Here is a 14,878-nt window from a genome sequence, read left to right on the forward strand (position 1 = left end):
GGCAACGTGCACAATGAAACAATTCATATTTCTAAGGAAACAACGCGGAGTCCCCTTATTTTATTCGGTTTATTTGAACTGAAAAAAGGCAGCCGATGACACAATCCAGTGATGGGGTCGTTATTGATGCCCAATTGTGGTCAATTAGCAAAGTCGACTCCGTAGCGGTGGAATCGGAAATATGGGTTGACCACTCGCAAGAGTTATATCACGGCTATGGCGTATAAAACGGAGGCCCGCACCATGAACAAGCAAACACTGCTCAATCACCGACCAACTGACGAATTGGTGGCGTTGAACGCTGCACACCATATCCAGCCCTTTGCAAATGGTGCCGTGACCAAGACAACTGGCAGCCGCGTTATCACGCGGGCAGATGGTGTTTATATGTTCGATAGCGAAGGCCACCGCATTCTGGACGGTATGGCAGGGTTGTGGTGTGTGAACATCGGGTATGGCCGAAACGAACTGGCGGATGTGGCCCAACGCCAGATGCAGCAGCTGCCCTATTACAATACGTTCTTTCAAACCACGCATCCGCCTGTGGTGGAACTGGCCACAAAGATAGCGGAGTTGACGCCTGGAGATTTGAACCATGTGTTCTTTGGCAATTCAGGGTCAGATGCCAACGATACGAACATCCGTTTGGTGCGTCATTACTGGGCATCCAAAGGGAAGCCGACCAAACAAGTGATCATTTCCCGTGAAAACGCGTATCACGGATCCACTGTCGCCGCGACCGCGCTGGGCGGTATGGCGCATATGCACGTCCAAGGGGCCGAAGGAATTGCGGGGCTTGCACATATTTCACAACCTTACTGGTGGGTTGGTGGGGGCGATATGTCACCCGAAGACTACGGCCTGAAATGCGCAGCAGAGCTGGAAGCCAAAATCAATGAGCTGGGCGAAGACAATGTAGCCGCGTTCATTGCGGAACCTGTGCAGGGTGCAGGTGGTGTGATTGTACCCCCAAGCACCTATTGGCCCGAAATTCAGCGCATTTGTGATGCCTATGACATTCTGCTGATCGCGGATGAAGTGATTTGTGGGTTTGGGCGCACGGGTAATTGGTTTGGCTCTGAAACTTACAACATCCGTCCTGACATTATGACCATCGCCAAAGGGCTGTCATCTGGGTACATGCCGATTTCAGGATCCGTGGTCAGTGACCGCATCGCGGAAGAGTTTGCACAGAAGGGTGGCGATTTCTTCCACGGTTATACCTATTCTGGGCATCCTGTGGCAGCGGCGGTTGCGTTGGAAAACCTGCGCATTCTGGAAGAAGAGAAAATCGTCGAACATGCGGCGAACCTGTCGCCTTATTTCGCCGAGAAGTGGACGTCTCTTGGGGATCACCCGTTGGTGGGTGAGGTGCGGATTTCTGGTTTGATGAGCGCAATGCAACTGACGCCAGATTCTAACAGCCGTGCGCCATTTGCGCAGCCTGGAAGCATCGGAAAAATCTTTAAAGATATCGCGCCTGAAAACGGTGTGATGTTGCGTGCTGTGAAAGATAGTATTGCATGTTCACCGCCGTTGGTGATTACCGAAGCCGAAGTGGATGAACTGGTGGCCGCGGCCTGGAAGACGCTGGATCAAACACAAGAGAAGGCGAAAGCAGAGGGATTGTTAACCGCGTGATGACACCAAAAGACACCGCCACCGATTGGATCGCGAAACACCCGACTGTAAAAACTGTGCAAGCGGGTGCTTATGATCTGAACGGTCAGCTTCGTGGCAAGCGTATGCCAATCCAAAACCTTGAAAAGGTGCTGGATGGCAAATTGCGGATGCCTGTTTCGCTGGCGGTGGTCGATGTCTGGGGGAATGACGTTGAAGACAACGCCTTGGTGTTTGAAACAGGTGATGGGGACGGTGTTTGCTCGCCAACAGAGCACGGAATCGTTTTGAACAATTTGGGCGCGGCGCCCAGCGCCTTTGTTCAATTGGAATTTGCCGATGAAACAGGCGCGCCGTTTTTAGCGGACCCGCGTCAGGCGTTAAAGTCTGTTGTGGAGCGTTTTACGGCAAAGGGCCTAACAGTTGTTGTGGCAACGGAGTTGGAATTTTACCTGACGGATCCAGAAAGTGACTTTGTGTCCAGCCAAGTGTCTGGGCGCACGTCTGATCGGTATGCAACCGTTTCGTTGGAAGAATTGGACCACTATGAGCCGATTCTAAACGATGTGTATCGCCATTGCGAAGAACAGGGTATCCCAGCGGATGCTGCGATATCGGAAAATGGCACGGGGCAGTTTGAAATCAATCTGAACCATGTGCCTGATCCGATGCGGGCAGCCGATGATGCCATGGCATTTAAGCGGATTGTTCGGTCAGTGGCGCGGTCCCATGGAAAGCAAGCGACATTTATGGCCAAACCGTTCGGGGATCGGTCTGGTAGTGGATTGCACGTGCATTTTTCGATTCTGGATAAAGATGGGAACAACATCTTTGCGGATGGGACGGACAAGGGATCAGCGGAGCTCCGACACGCGGTGACGGGTTTGTTGAATGCGATGCCTGACAGTATGGCGATTTTTGCGCCGCATCTTAATTCCTATCGCCGATTTGCGCCCATGAGCCATGCCCCAAGTGCAGTGGCATGGGGGTATGAAAACCGCACAGTTGCGGTGCGCATTCCAGGTGGACCAGATGCGGCGCGGCGCATTGAGCATCGCGTAGCAGGTGCAGATGCCAACCCATATTTGGTATTGGCTTGTGTATTGGGTGCTGCATTGCGCGGTATGGAAGATGGGGTGGAGCCCCCTGCCCCAACCGTTGGTGATGGGTACGCCCCTGATCTGCCGCAACTGCCCAAGGTTTGGGAAAATGCTGTTGTAGCATTCGAAGCCAGTGACGCGATGGCAGCAATCTTTGATCCGATTTTGATTGAAAGTTTTGCCAAGGCCAAACGTCAGGAAATGGCAAAATTCGCTGCTGTAGTCAGTGACTTTGAGCGCAGCACTTATGCGGATTTTGTTTAGTAAGACAACAATCCCTTATTCATTCTTTTCCTAGGGTGCCGCGTTTGCTAGCCTGTAGAAGCTCACGCTGATGTCGGGCAACGGAGATTTTATGTATACGATTGCGGGAAACCGCTAAATCCCAAAAGGGATTGTGATTGAAAACAGGGTGACTGATTATCAGTACGCCCTCCTTTTCGTGTGACCAAACAAACGACCTAAGGCACATGAAACAATCGGCCATCAAAGGTGGCTGTACTCAGAAAGATATGAATATGAAAATTCGTAAAACAAAGTCCGAAGACGTTCGGGACCTCCAAACTGTTCTTGAAGGCACAGAGCTGTTTCCAAGCGAAATGCTGCCAGACATGGTGGCTGGGTTTTTACAAAACCAAGACAGTGGCGATTTGTGGCTAACGGCGGAACAGGACGGTAAAGCAGTAGGGTTTTGCTATGCCTTGCCAGAACAATTGACCGAGGCAACTTGGAATATGCTGGCGATTGCGGTTTTGCCTGATGTGCAAAGCAATGGGATCGGTGCTGAATTGGTGCAGCAGATGGAAACAGAGATTTGTGCGGTCGGTGGTCGTATTCTGATCGTTGATACATCTGGCACTGAGGCATTTGCTAAGACACGCGCGTTTTATCTGAAGAATGGATATGACGCAGAAGCCCGAATTCGGGATTTCTGGGCGAACGGAGATGATAAAGTGATCTTTCGCAAAGCGCTTTGATTAACGCGACGGCGGTTCCGCGCAGTGCGGGACCGCTTCCCCTTGCGCTTTTTGATTCGATCCCCTATATCCCAATCAACAGCGGTAAGACTGGCTTCCACCCCCAGACTTCCATCGGAATTTGCGACGGGCCCTGCGCCCGTTTTTTTGTGTCTTAAAGGATGCGTACAATATGTCTGATCTGATCGCGAAAGCGGCCATTGATAAGAGAATTGCAGAGATCGTGCAGCCCGTGATCGAGGATCTGGGTTATGAATTGGTGCGCCTGCGTTTGATCACAGGCAAGCAGACCGTCATGCAAATTATGGCAGAACGTCCCGAAGGTGGGATCGAAGTGGATGATTGCGCCAAAATCTCGACCGAGGTGTCGGCGATTTTAGATGTCGAAGACCCTGTTGAAGGCGAATACGCGTTGGAAGTTTCCAGCCCAGGTATTGATCGCCCGTTAACACGGTTGAAGGATTTTGAAACCTTTGAAGGCTATGAAGCCAAGATCGAGACATCAGAATTGATTGATGGTCAGCGTCGGTTCAAAGGGGAATTGCGTGGGGTTCAGGACGGCGAAGTTCTGATTGAAATCCAGCAGGGAATTATCGGGTTGCAGTTTGACTGGCTTTCAGATGCGAAGCTGGTTCTGACGGATGCCCTGATCGAAGAGAGTTTGAAGGCCCGCAAAGATGGTGGGTTGGACGAAAGCAAGTTTGACGACATTGAAACCGAAGAGGACGCGTCATGAGCATTACCAGTGCAAACCGTTTGGAATTGTTGCAAATCGCAGATGCAGTTGCCCGTGAAAAAATGATCGACCCCGATCTGGTGTTGCAGGCGATGGAAGAATCCTATGCCAAAGCTGCCAAATCAAAGTACGGCCCAGAACTGGACATCCGTGCCAAGATTGATCGCAAATCGGGCGAGCTGGAAATGACGCGCGTGCGCGAAGTTGTGGCAGAGGTGGAAAACCACTTTACCGAGATGACAGTGCGCGATGCAGAAGCGCATTTGGACAACCCTGAAGTGGGTGACTGGGTGATTGACGAACTGCCACCGATGGATTTCGGCCGGATCGCCGCGCAATCTGCCAAACAAGTGATCCTGCAAAAAGTGCGCGAAGCAGAGCGTGAGCGTCAGTACGACGAATTCAAAGACCGCGAAGGAACAATCATCAACGGTTTGGTTAAACGCGTGGAATACGGCAACGTTATCGTGGACGTGGGCCGCGGCGAAGCCGTGCTGCGCCGTGATCAGTTGATCAACCGCGAATTGTTCCGCAATGGCGACCGTATCCGTGCGTATATCAAAGAAGTGCGTTCCGAAATGCGTGGGCCGCAAATCTTCCTGTCTCGGACAGCGCCTGAATTCATGGCAGAGCTGTTTAAAATGGAAGTGCCAGAAATCTATGATGGTATCATCGAGATCAAAGCGGTTGCCCGTGATCCAGGGTCCCGTGCGAAAATCGGTGTTATCTCTTTTGATAACTCCATTGATCCAGTGGGTGCTTGTGTGGGTATGCGCGGCAGCCGTGTGCAGGCCGTTGTGAACGAATTGCAGGGTGAAAAGATCGACATCATTCCTTGGAATGACGATGCGCCTACGTTCCTTGTGAACGCGTTGCAGCCTGCCGAAGTGGCAAAGGTTGTTTTGGACGACGAAGCAGAACGCATCGAAGTTGTTGTGCCTGATGATCAACTGTCCTTGGCCATTGGTCGCCGTGGTCAGAACGTGCGTTTGGCATCCCAGCTGACCGGTCTTGATATCGACATCATGACAGAAGCTGAAGAATCAGAGCGTCGCCAGAAAGAATTCGAAGTGCGCTCCAAACTGTTCATGGAAACCATGAACGTGGACGAAGTTGTGGCCCAATTGCTGGTGTCAGAAGGCTTTGCCACGCTGGAAGAGGTTGCGTACGTCGAAGTGGATGAATTGCTGACCATCGAAGGGTTCGATCAGGACACTGCCGATGAATTGCAGGCCCGTGCGCGCGAATCTTTGGATGAAATGAACGCAAAAGCATTGGAAGCGGCCAAAGAATTGGGTGTGGAACAATCGCTGATCGACTTCGAAGGTTTGACACCGCAGATGATGGTGGCTTTGGCCGAAGACGGCGTGAAAACGCTCGAAGATTTCGCGACTTGTGCGGATTGGGAACTGGCTGGTGGATATACCACTATTGATGGCGAACGTGTGAAAGACGAAGGTCTGCTGGAATCATTCGATGTGACCTTGGCTGAAGCTCAAGAGCTGGTCATGACAGCTCGTTTGATGCTGGGTTGGGTCACAGAAGAGCAAATGGCCGAAGACGCTGCTGCCGAAGAAGGCGAAGCGGAAGACGGCGAAGCATCCGAGGAGTCCGAAGTCTGATGCGTCAGACTTTGGGATATGCCTTTGGGTCGCGCTGGACGAAAGACACAAACCGATGAAGCAACCCGCCGCTGTATAGCGACGGGGGAGGCTCAGCCGCGTGCGGGCCTCATTCGGTTTGTCTTGTCACCAGATGGGATTGTTACACCCGATCTGACGGAACGCTTGCCGGGCCGTGGGATGTGGGTGTCTGCCCAACGGGACGCGATGGAATTGGCCATCCAAAAAAAGCTGTTTTCACGTGCAGCAAAAACCCAAGCAACGCTCCCTGATGGGTTGCTTGAACTGGTCGAAGACCTGTTGCTGAAACGGGTTATTGATCTGATATCCCTTGCACGACGCAATGGGAGTGCTATTTGTGGGTTTGAAAAGACCAAGGGCGCGTTAATTTCTGGAAAAGCCGTGGTGCTGTTGCAAGCGTTGGACGGCTCAGAACCCCAAAAGGGTAAGTTACGCCCCCCAGATGGCCAGAATACCCATATTACCTGCTTGAAAGCCGCCGAATTGGGTTTGGCTTTTGGGCGTGACTATGTGATACATGCGGCGCTTGCGGGAGGTGGTTTAACCAAATCGGTTAAGCACGATATTGCAAGGCTTGCTGGAATACGCGGCGAGGACGCCATAATTGAGGCAAAGCAGTCGGATGAACCCGACGCTGAAAGGTTGAAGACGAATGAGTGACGACGACAAAAAGCCATTGGGATTGGGCGGAGCACGCCCTTCGACAAGCCGTGTGCGGCAGAGCTTCTCCCATGGGCGGACAAAGTCTGTTGTGGTTGAGAAAAAACGCAAACGCGTGATTGTGCCAAAATCTGGCGCAGCTGCGGGTGGCGGTAAATCAGGTGGTGGCGTCAACGCGCCAGGTATTTCTGATGCCGAAATGGAGCGCCGCAAAAAGGCGTTGGCTGCAGCGGCAGCCCAAGAGAACGAGCGCGCCGCAAAGGAAGCGCAAGAATCTGCACGCCGCGAAGCAGAGCGTGAAGCGCGCCGCCGTGAGAAAGAAGAAAAAGAGCGCGAAGAAATCGAACGCGCTGAGCGTTTGAAAGCCAAAGAGGAGGCTGAAAAAGCCGCTGCTGAAGCCAAGAAAGCGCCAAAAGAAAAACCTGCTGAGCCAGAAGTTATTGACCAAGCAGCAGCCGAAGCCGCTGCGGCCAAGGCTCCTGCGAAGACGGCAAAGCGGGATGACAAACCCGCGCGGGTTGACGACAAAAAGCAAAACCGTGGCAAAGGGGGCGATGATCGCCGCCGATCCGGTAAGCTGACAATCAGTCAGGCCTTGTCTGGACGTGATGGCGGGCGCCAGCGCTCCATGGCGGCAATGAAACGTGCGCAAGAGCGTGAACGCCGTAAGATGATGGGCGGTAACCAAGAACGTGAGAAGGTCGTTCGTGACGTTCAAGTGCCAGAAGCAATTACAGTGCAGGAGCTGGCAAACCGTATGGCGGAAAAAACTGCTGCGGTTGTTAAAGCGCTGATGACAAACGGTATTATGGCCACACAGAACCAAACGATTGACGCGGATACTGCCGAATTGATCGTCGAAGAGTTTGGCCACAAGGTTGTTCGCGTTTCCGATGCTGACGTGGAAGAAGCCATCGTTACAGTCGAAGACAAAGAAGAAGACCTGAAGCCACGCGCCCCAGTGATTACGATCATGGGCCACGTTGACCATGGTAAGACATCTGTGCTCGACGCGATCCGCAAGACCAATGTTGTGTCTGGCGAAGCCGGCGGCATCACGCAACACATTGGTGCGTATCAGATCACAACGGATGACGGCACGTTGCTGTCTTTCCTCGATACACCAGGTCACGCGGCGTTTACGTCGATGCGGGCTCGTGGTGCGCAAGTGACCGATATCGTTGTATTGGTTGTGGCCGCCGATGACAGCGTTATGCCACAAACAATTGAGGCCATTAACCACGCGCAAGCAGCCGAAGTGCCGATGATTGTGGCCATCAACAAGATGGACAAACCTGGTGCTGACCCAGATGCAGTGCGTGCAGAGTTGCTGCGCCACGAAGTGATTGTGGAAGCCATGTCAGGTGATGTGCAGGACGTTGAGATGTCCGCGCTGAAAGGTGAAGGTTTCCCTGAGCTGCTCGAGGCGATTGCACTGCAATCTGAGTTGTTGGAATTGAAAGCAAACCCAGATCGCAATGCCGAAGGCGCAGTGATTGAGGCAAAGCTGGATGTTGGTCGCGGCCCTGTTGCCACGGTTCTGGTTCAGAACGGCACATTGCGCAAAGGCGATATCTTTGTTGTGGGTGAGCAGTGGGGTAAGGTCCGCGCGTTGATCAACGACCAAGGTGAGCGTGTTGACGAAGCTGGCCCATCCGTTCCTGTCGAAGTTTTGGGTCTGAATGGCGCACCAGAAGCAGGCGACGTGCTGAACGTTGTATCCAGCGAATCAGAAGCTCGTGAAATTGCCGATTACCGCATCAAAGCGGCAAAAGACAAAAAAGCGGCGGCTGGTGCTGGGACAACGCTTGATCAGTTGTTGGCGAAAGCTAAAGCCGATGAAAATGTCTCTGAACTGCCAATATTGGTTAAAGCGGATGTTCAAGGTTCGTCTGAAGCGATCGTTCAAGCCATGGAAAAAGTCGGCAACGACGAAGTCCGCGTGCGCGTGCTGCATTCGGGCGTTGGTGCGATCACTGAAAGTGACGTGACGCTTGCCGAAGCCTCTGGCGCACCGATCATCGGCTTTAACGTGCGGGCCAATGCGCCAGCGCGGAACGCCGCAAACCAAAAGGGTGTGGAAATTCGCTACTATTCCATCATCTACGATTTGGTTGACGATGTGAAAGCGGCGGCCTCTGGTCTGTTGTCTGCAGAAATCAAAGAAACCTTTATCGGCTATGCGTCGATCAAAGAGGTGTTCAAGATTTCTGGTACGGGCAAGATTGCTGGTTGTGAAGTCACCGAAGGGGTTGCACGCCGTGACGCGGGCGTTCGCTTGCTGCGCGACAACGTTGTGATCCACGAAGGCAAACTGAAAACGCTGAAACGCTTTAAAGACGAAGTGAAAGAGGTTCAGGGTGGTCAGGAATGCGGTATGGCGTTCGAGAACTATGAGGACATCCGCGAAGGCGATGTGATCGAGATCTTTGAGACAGAAGAAATCGAACGCAAGCTGGATTAATCCACGCGATAGACTTGAAGAGGGCGTTCCATTTGGAGCGCCCTTTTTCATTGCAGGGATAGGATGCCTTTGGCGAAGATATTTATGCTCAAAAGAAACATGGGGTTGGCGTTTAGAACGCGATGATTATGTTGTGAGATGAAAGAGGTGAATTCGATGGCTGACGACAAATTTCCAGGATGGCACGGGACCACGATTGTGGGTGTGCGCAAAGGTGGCGAAGTGGTGATTGCGGGGGATGGGCAGGTATCGCTCGGCCAGACTGTAATCAAGGGAACGGCGCGAAAAGTGCGGCGCATTTCGCCTGGTGGACATGATGTGGTTTGCGGGTTTGCAGGATCAACGGCAGATGCGTTTACGTTGCTGGAGCGGCTGGAAGCGAAGCTAGAAGCGTCCCCAGGGCAATTGGCCAAGGCGTCTGTGGAATTGGCGAAAGATTGGCGGATGGATAAATATCTGCGCAATTTGGAGGCCATGTTGATTGTCACGGATGGTGCGGATTTGTTTGTGATCACGGGTGCGGGTGATGTTCTGGAGCCAGAGCATGACGTGGCCGCGATTGGATCGGGCGGGAACTTTGCGCTGGCGGCAGCACGGGCGTTGAGCGAAACGGATCAATCCGCCGAGCAGGTCGCACGGCGCGCACTGGAAATTGCGGCAGAGATTTGCGTTTATACCAATGGAAACATGACTGTAGAGAAGATTTCTAAATGACCGATTTGACCCCCCGTGAGATTGTTTCAGAACTGGATCGATTCATCATCGGCCAGACAGATGCGAAGCGGGCTGTTGCCGTTGCCTTACGAAATCGCTGGCGGCGTAAGCAGTTGTCTGACGATTTGCGCGATGAAGTGTATCCCAAAAACATTTTGATGATCGGACCCACCGGTGTCGGGAAAACCGAGATTTCGCGGCGTTTGGCGAAGTTGGCAAAAGCACCTTTTTTGAAAGTGGAAGCAACGAAGTTTACCGAAGTAGGCTATGTAGGCCGCGATGTGGAACAGATCGTGCGCGATCTGGTGGACAGCGCCATCGTAATGATCCGCGAGTTGAAGCGTGAAGAGGTTAAAGCGAACGCCCACGGGGCCGCTGAAGAACGTGTTTTGGATGCGTTGACGGGGGAAGACAGCCGCGAGCAAACGCGGGAGCTGTTCCGCAAAAAGCTGCGGGATGGGTTGTTGGATGAGAAAGTGATCGAATTGGATGTGGCGGATACGTCCAATCCGATGCAGATGTTTGAAATTCCAGGACAGCCAAACGGCAATCAGGGCATGATGAACATCGGGGATATTTTCGGCAAAGCATTTTCTGGACGCACGTCGCGGCGCAAAATGACGGTGGCTGAAAGCTATAAGGTATTGATTGAGGAAGAAGCCGATAAATTGGTGGATCAGGAAACTGTCACTCAAGAAGCCGTGGCAGCGGTTGAAGAAAATGGCATCGTATTCCTTGATGAGATCGACAAAGTTTGCGCGCGTTCTGATGCGCGGGGTGCGGATGTATCACGCGAAGGGGTGCAGCGGGACTTGCTGCCGCTGATTGAAGGGACGACAGTTTCCACAAAGCATGGGCCTGTGAAAACGGATCATATTCTGTTCATCGCGTCTGGTGCGTTCCACATCGCAAAACCGTCTGATCTTTTGCCCGAATTGCAAGGACGTTTGCCCATTCGTGTGGAATTGCGGGCGTTGACCGAAGAAGATTTCGTGCGGATTTTGACCGAGACAGACAATGCGCTGACGCGGCAGTATGCAGCGTTGATGGCAACGGAAGAGGTTAAAGTCACGTTTGCTGATGACGGTATTGCGGCCATCGCGCGGATCGCGGCAGAGGTGAACGCAAGTGTTGAAAACATCGGTGCGCGGCGGCTTTATACCATTATTGAGCGGGTGTTTGATGAGCTTGGCTTTGTGGCCCCTGATCAGGGCGGTTCATCCGTGGCGATTGATGCGGCCTATGTTGAGGAACATCTAGGCGAATTGGCACGGAGTACCGATGTAAGTCGATATGTGCTTTAGGGGCTTTGCCCCTCTGCTGCGCATTCACCCCAGGATATTTCTGGACAAAAGAAGAATGGACGTGACCTCGTCTGTATTTCCTGTTCTTGATAGGGCATGAGCCTTATCCACTTTATCCGCGATAATGCCCGCTGGTTGGCGGCGGGGGTTTTGTTGACGTTTATTTCCAGTTTTGGGCAAACCTATTTTATTTCGATTTTTGCGGGCGAGATTAAGGCGGAGTTTGATCTGTCCGATGGGGATTGGGGTCAGCTTTATGCAATGGGAACGATGGCGTCGGGCTTTTTGATGATTTGGGCCGGAGCCACGGCGGATCATTTTCGGGTACGCACGCTTGCAATTGTGGTGATCCTAACGCTGGTGGTGGTGTGTTTAGCCATGAGTGCAGTGTCGTCTTGGTGGATGTTGGTGGTAATCATTTTCGGGTTGCGGTTTACGGGGCAGGGCATGACGAGCCACATTGCGGTGGTGGCCATGGCGCGGTGGTACGTGCGTGCGCGGGGCAAGGCGCTGTCGGTGGCGGGTGCAGGGTATTCCACGGGTGAGGCGCTGTTGCCGATGCTGTTTGTGGGGCTGTTGGCGAGTGGGTCTTGGCGCAATCTTTGGGTGGTTGCGGCTGTGCTTGCTGGGTTGTCGATCCCGATCTTGGTTTGGCTGTTAAAAGAAGAGCGTGTGCCATCCGTTGCATCAGAACGGGACGATGCGCTCGGGATGCGAGGTCGGCATTGGTCGCGGATGGATGTCATCAAGGATTGGCGTTTTTGGGGGCTAGTGCCGATCATTACAGTGACGTCAATTTTTGGAACGGCATTATTTTTTCAACAGGTGCATTTGGCAGATGTGAAGGGATTAGAGCACCGCGATATTGTGCGATTGTTCCCGATTTATACGATCACCACAGGAGTATCGGCAGTGGTAAGTGGGCTGGCCATTGATCGGTGGGGTGCGGTGCAATTGTTGCCCATTATTCCCATTCCAATGGCAGTTGGCTTTGCGGTGATGGGATTCACCGACAGTGAATATATGATGGGTGTAGGGTTCATGCTCGTGGGTCTAACGGGTGGCATTTATGGCACGGTACAAGGTGCGTTTTGGCCCGAGGTTTATGGCACGCGGTTTATTGGTGCGATCAAAGCCTTGGCAACGGCGTTGATGGTGATCGGGTCTGCGATTGGTCCCGCTTTAACGGGCTGGGGCATTGATGCCGGTGCAAATTTTCCACAGCAAATGATTTGGTATGCGATTTATATGGTGGTGATTTCTGTGTGGTCGATATTTGTCGTGACGCGGATTTGGCCCGATCTGAGCCCTAAGATCGCTTCCGTCTAAGATAGACGTAATACGCGCCGCCACCGCCGTGTTTGCCATGGGCTTGGGTGACTTGCAAAACCGCGTCTGAATTTTTGAGCCATTCTGGGACGCCTGACCTGAGAACACCTGAGCGTGGGCGGCCAAATTCATCAATCGTTTTCTTATTGCCCTTGCCTGTGATGATCAACAACAGGCGGTTGCCCATGCGATTGGCGTTCTGGATAAAAATTTGCAGCTGCATTCGGGCCTGATCTGCGGTGAGGCCATGAAGATCAAGCGTAGCGTCGATTTCCAACTGGCCTTTGAGCAACCGCTGAAAATTGCGCCGATCCATGTTTGGCGATGTTTGATTTGGGCGATCAACGAATGATGGCGCAGAGGGTGTGGCCGGTTTTGGCTTTGCCTTCGAGCCAATTTTAAACGGTTTGATTTCGCGCGGTGTTTCAACTTTGGGCGTTTTTGTGGGTTTGGGGGGTGCGGTGATGATCAGCGGTGGCATTGCTTCGATCGTTTCAACCTGCTTGATCACCTTGTTCCACAGTTGTTGTTCGTTTTCCGTGAGTGCGCGTTTTTTGCGGGCCATGATCAACCCTCTGGTAGAAGGCGGCGCACAGAGGCGTGGGGCAATAGGGTGATCATGCGGCCGCCATCTTTGGTGACGCCAGCGACGGCGCCTGCTTCGTCCCCTGTGCCAAAGAAAATGTCCGAGCGTTGCGCGCCTTTGATAGCGGAACCGACGTCTTGGGCGATCATCAGGCGGTTGAGGGGTTTTTGGCCCTTTTTGGCAATCCAAATCGGAGCGCCCAGTGGCTGAAATTTGGGATCAACAGCAAGAGTGCGATCATCGGTTACGGAAATGCCCATAGCACCGATAGGACCATCAGCGGGGGACAAATTCGTCAGTTCGCGGAAGAACACAAAAGATGGGTTGTGTTGCAGAAGTAGGCGACCCTCGGCAGGGTTATTGCGGACCCATGATTTGATTGAACCCGCAGAGGCATTTGACTTGTTCAGAATACCACGGCGAATGAGTTCTTTCCCGACGGACCGATAGGTTTGATGGTTTTTGCCAGCAAAACCGACCCGCATTGCGCCACCTTCGTTCAGTTTCAGACGGCCCGATCCTTGAACATGCAAAAAGAAGTTTTCAACGGGATCGGCAAGCCAAGCAAGTTCTAGCCCTTGGCCATCGAGCGCACCGTTTTCGATTTCAGCGCGAGTTTTCCACGGCACGCCTTCTTTCAATTCAGGGGGACGTTTATAAAGCGGGTATTGAAATTTCCCGCCACGGCTGCGCGAAGCGATAATCTCAGGTTCGTAATAGCCAGTGAATAGCGTCGTGTTTGCATCACCGATCAAAACGGGTTGAAAGAAAATTTCAAAGTACGCTTTGGGATTGCTGACGTATTTGGTGATAGCACAGAGGTCTTTCCAGTCCTCTGTTTTGGTCAGGTTATTGGGCCGCAGCTTTTTGCAGGATTTGCGAAACGTGGCAAAAGCCGTGGCGTGATCGTCCGTTTCCCAACCTTCAAGTTCGGAAAAAGAAACGGTTTTGACCTGCATGTCCGCTGTCCCTGCCGTTGTCAGCCCGACCCAAATAAAAAGGGCGGCTGAAAGTATTCGTGCCGCCCGTTTTATTGTTACTCTCCGGTTGCAACCAATTCCCAGTTTGGATCATCACTTCCCATAATTCGGGCGAAAGTCCAAACATCTTTTTGACGTTTGATCACTGCTGGATCACCTTCGATCACCTCGCCTTCTGCGTTTTTCACACAAGACGTGATTTCACCGATGAATTTCATGGTAATCTCGGCTTCGTTGTTAGCCTCGTCAAACATGGCGTCGGCCACTTTCAATTCACGAACACCAATAAAGTTGGCGTCAACTTTCAAGCCCTTGGCCTGGCGTTCGGTGATGACGCTTTCAAAGCTGTCATAGACATCCGAGGACAAGAAGGATTTGAGCGTTTCCAGATCATCGCCCTCAAAGGCCATGAGGATCATTTCATAAGCCTGACGTGCGCCACCTGAAAATTCTGTGACAGAAAAATCAGACTCGATGCGTTTCATGGCGGCAAAAGCCTTGCCTGCGCGGCTGTCGATGTCGACGTGATCAGCAATGTCTGGATCTGGGCCACCGTCAATGACTTCGAAGTCGCGCGCTTGTCTGGATGAAGCAGGGGCTTGGCGTTCTACGGGGGGTTCGTACCCATCGCGCGTTCCCAAAACATTGCGCAAGCGCAACACAAGAAAAACGGCGATTCCTGCAAGAACCAGCAACTGAATGAGGGCAGAGTTCATAGAAGTTCTTTCTTATTTTCGTATCGGCAGTGGAAAAGCCCACGTTTCA

The 14,878-nt window shown here is 52.5% G+C and carries 13 protein-coding genes; 10 read left to right on the top strand and 3 right to left on the bottom strand.

Annotated features, from left to right (window positions below):
* Positions 1-243 precede the first annotated feature (243 nt).
* From QBD29_RS01040 to QBD29_RS01085, 10 genes are all read left to right on the top strand, one after another.
* Positions 244-1,641, top strand: a complete 1,398-nt coding sequence (locus QBD29_RS01040; RefSeq protein WP_280099486.1) for an aspartate aminotransferase family protein — start codon at positions 244-246, stop codon at positions 1,639-1,641.
* Positions 1,641-2,984 (top strand): glutamine synthetase family protein, encoded by a 1,344-nt coding sequence (locus QBD29_RS01045; RefSeq protein WP_280099487.1) that lies wholly within the window; start codon positions 1,641-1,643, stop codon positions 2,982-2,984. Before QBD29_RS01040 ends, QBD29_RS01045 begins: the two co-directional genes overlap by 1 nt.
* A 254-nt stretch (positions 2,985-3,238) precedes the next feature.
* Positions 3,239-3,697: a GNAT family N-acetyltransferase gene (locus QBD29_RS01050; RefSeq protein WP_280099488.1), complete on the top strand. Its 459-nt coding sequence runs from the start codon at positions 3,239-3,241 to the stop codon at positions 3,695-3,697.
* A gap of 172 nt (positions 3,698-3,869) precedes the next feature.
* Positions 3,870-4,433, top strand: a complete 564-nt coding sequence (gene rimP / locus QBD29_RS01055; RefSeq protein ID WP_280099489.1) for a ribosome maturation factor RimP — start codon at positions 3,870-3,872, stop codon at positions 4,431-4,433.
* On the top strand, positions 4,430-6,055 hold the full coding sequence (gene nusA, locus QBD29_RS01060) for a transcription termination factor NusA (protein ID WP_280099490.1): 1,626 nt from the start codon (positions 4,430-4,432) through the stop codon (positions 6,053-6,055). Before rimP ends, nusA begins: the two co-directional genes overlap by 4 nt.
* 18 nt (positions 6,056-6,073) lie before the next feature.
* On the top strand, positions 6,074-6,736 hold the full coding sequence (locus tag QBD29_RS01065; protein ID WP_280099491.1) for an RNA-binding protein: 663 nt from the start codon (positions 6,074-6,076) through the stop codon (positions 6,734-6,736).
* Positions 6,729-9,200 carry a translation initiation factor IF-2 gene (gene infB / locus QBD29_RS01070; RefSeq protein WP_280099492.1) on the top strand — a complete coding sequence of 824 codons (2,472 nt, stop codon included), beginning with the start codon at positions 6,729-6,731 and terminating at the stop codon, positions 9,198-9,200. Before QBD29_RS01065 ends, infB begins: the two co-directional genes overlap by 8 nt.
* A 156-nt stretch (positions 9,201-9,356) precedes the next feature.
* A complete protein-coding gene (hslV, locus tag QBD29_RS01075; protein ID WP_280099493.1) occupies positions 9,357-9,914 on the top strand; it encodes an ATP-dependent protease subunit HslV in 558 nt (185 codons plus the stop codon).
* Positions 9,911-11,218: an ATP-dependent protease ATPase subunit HslU gene (gene hslU, locus QBD29_RS01080; RefSeq protein ID WP_280099494.1), complete on the top strand. Its 1,308-nt coding sequence runs from the start codon at positions 9,911-9,913 to the stop codon at positions 11,216-11,218. The genes hslV and hslU overlap by 4 nt, the downstream gene beginning before the upstream one ends.
* Positions 11,219-11,314: 96 nt before the next feature.
* The gene (locus tag QBD29_RS01085; RefSeq protein WP_280099495.1) at positions 11,315-12,547 is read left to right on the top strand and encodes an MFS transporter; all 1,233 of its coding nucleotides are present in this window, start codon (positions 11,315-11,317) and stop codon (positions 12,545-12,547) included.
* Here QBD29_RS01085 and QBD29_RS01090 read toward each other — a convergent pair.
* From QBD29_RS01090 to QBD29_RS01100, 3 genes are all read right to left on the bottom strand, one after another.
* Positions 12,528-13,112 (bottom strand): Smr/MutS family protein, encoded by a 585-nt coding sequence (locus QBD29_RS01090; protein ID WP_280099496.1) that lies wholly within the window; start codon positions 13,110-13,112, stop codon positions 12,528-12,530. The two genes, QBD29_RS01085 and QBD29_RS01090, sit on opposite strands and share 20 nt — an antisense overlap.
* 2 nt (positions 13,113-13,114) lie before the next feature.
* Positions 13,115-14,092 carry an MltA domain-containing protein gene (locus tag QBD29_RS01095; protein WP_280099497.1) on the bottom strand — a complete coding sequence of 326 codons (978 nt, stop codon included), beginning with the start codon at positions 14,090-14,092 and terminating at the stop codon, positions 13,115-13,117.
* 77 nt (positions 14,093-14,169) lie between these two features.
* A complete protein-coding gene (locus QBD29_RS01100) occupies positions 14,170-14,829 on the bottom strand; it encodes a Tim44/TimA family putative adaptor protein (RefSeq protein ID WP_280099498.1) in 660 nt (219 codons plus the stop codon).
* Between the last annotated feature and the right edge of the window lie 49 nt (positions 14,830-14,878).

Source organism: Amylibacter sp. IMCC11727, from assembly GCF_029854195.1.
Taxonomy (GTDB): Bacteria; Pseudomonadota; Alphaproteobacteria; order Rhodobacterales; family Rhodobacteraceae; genus Amylibacter.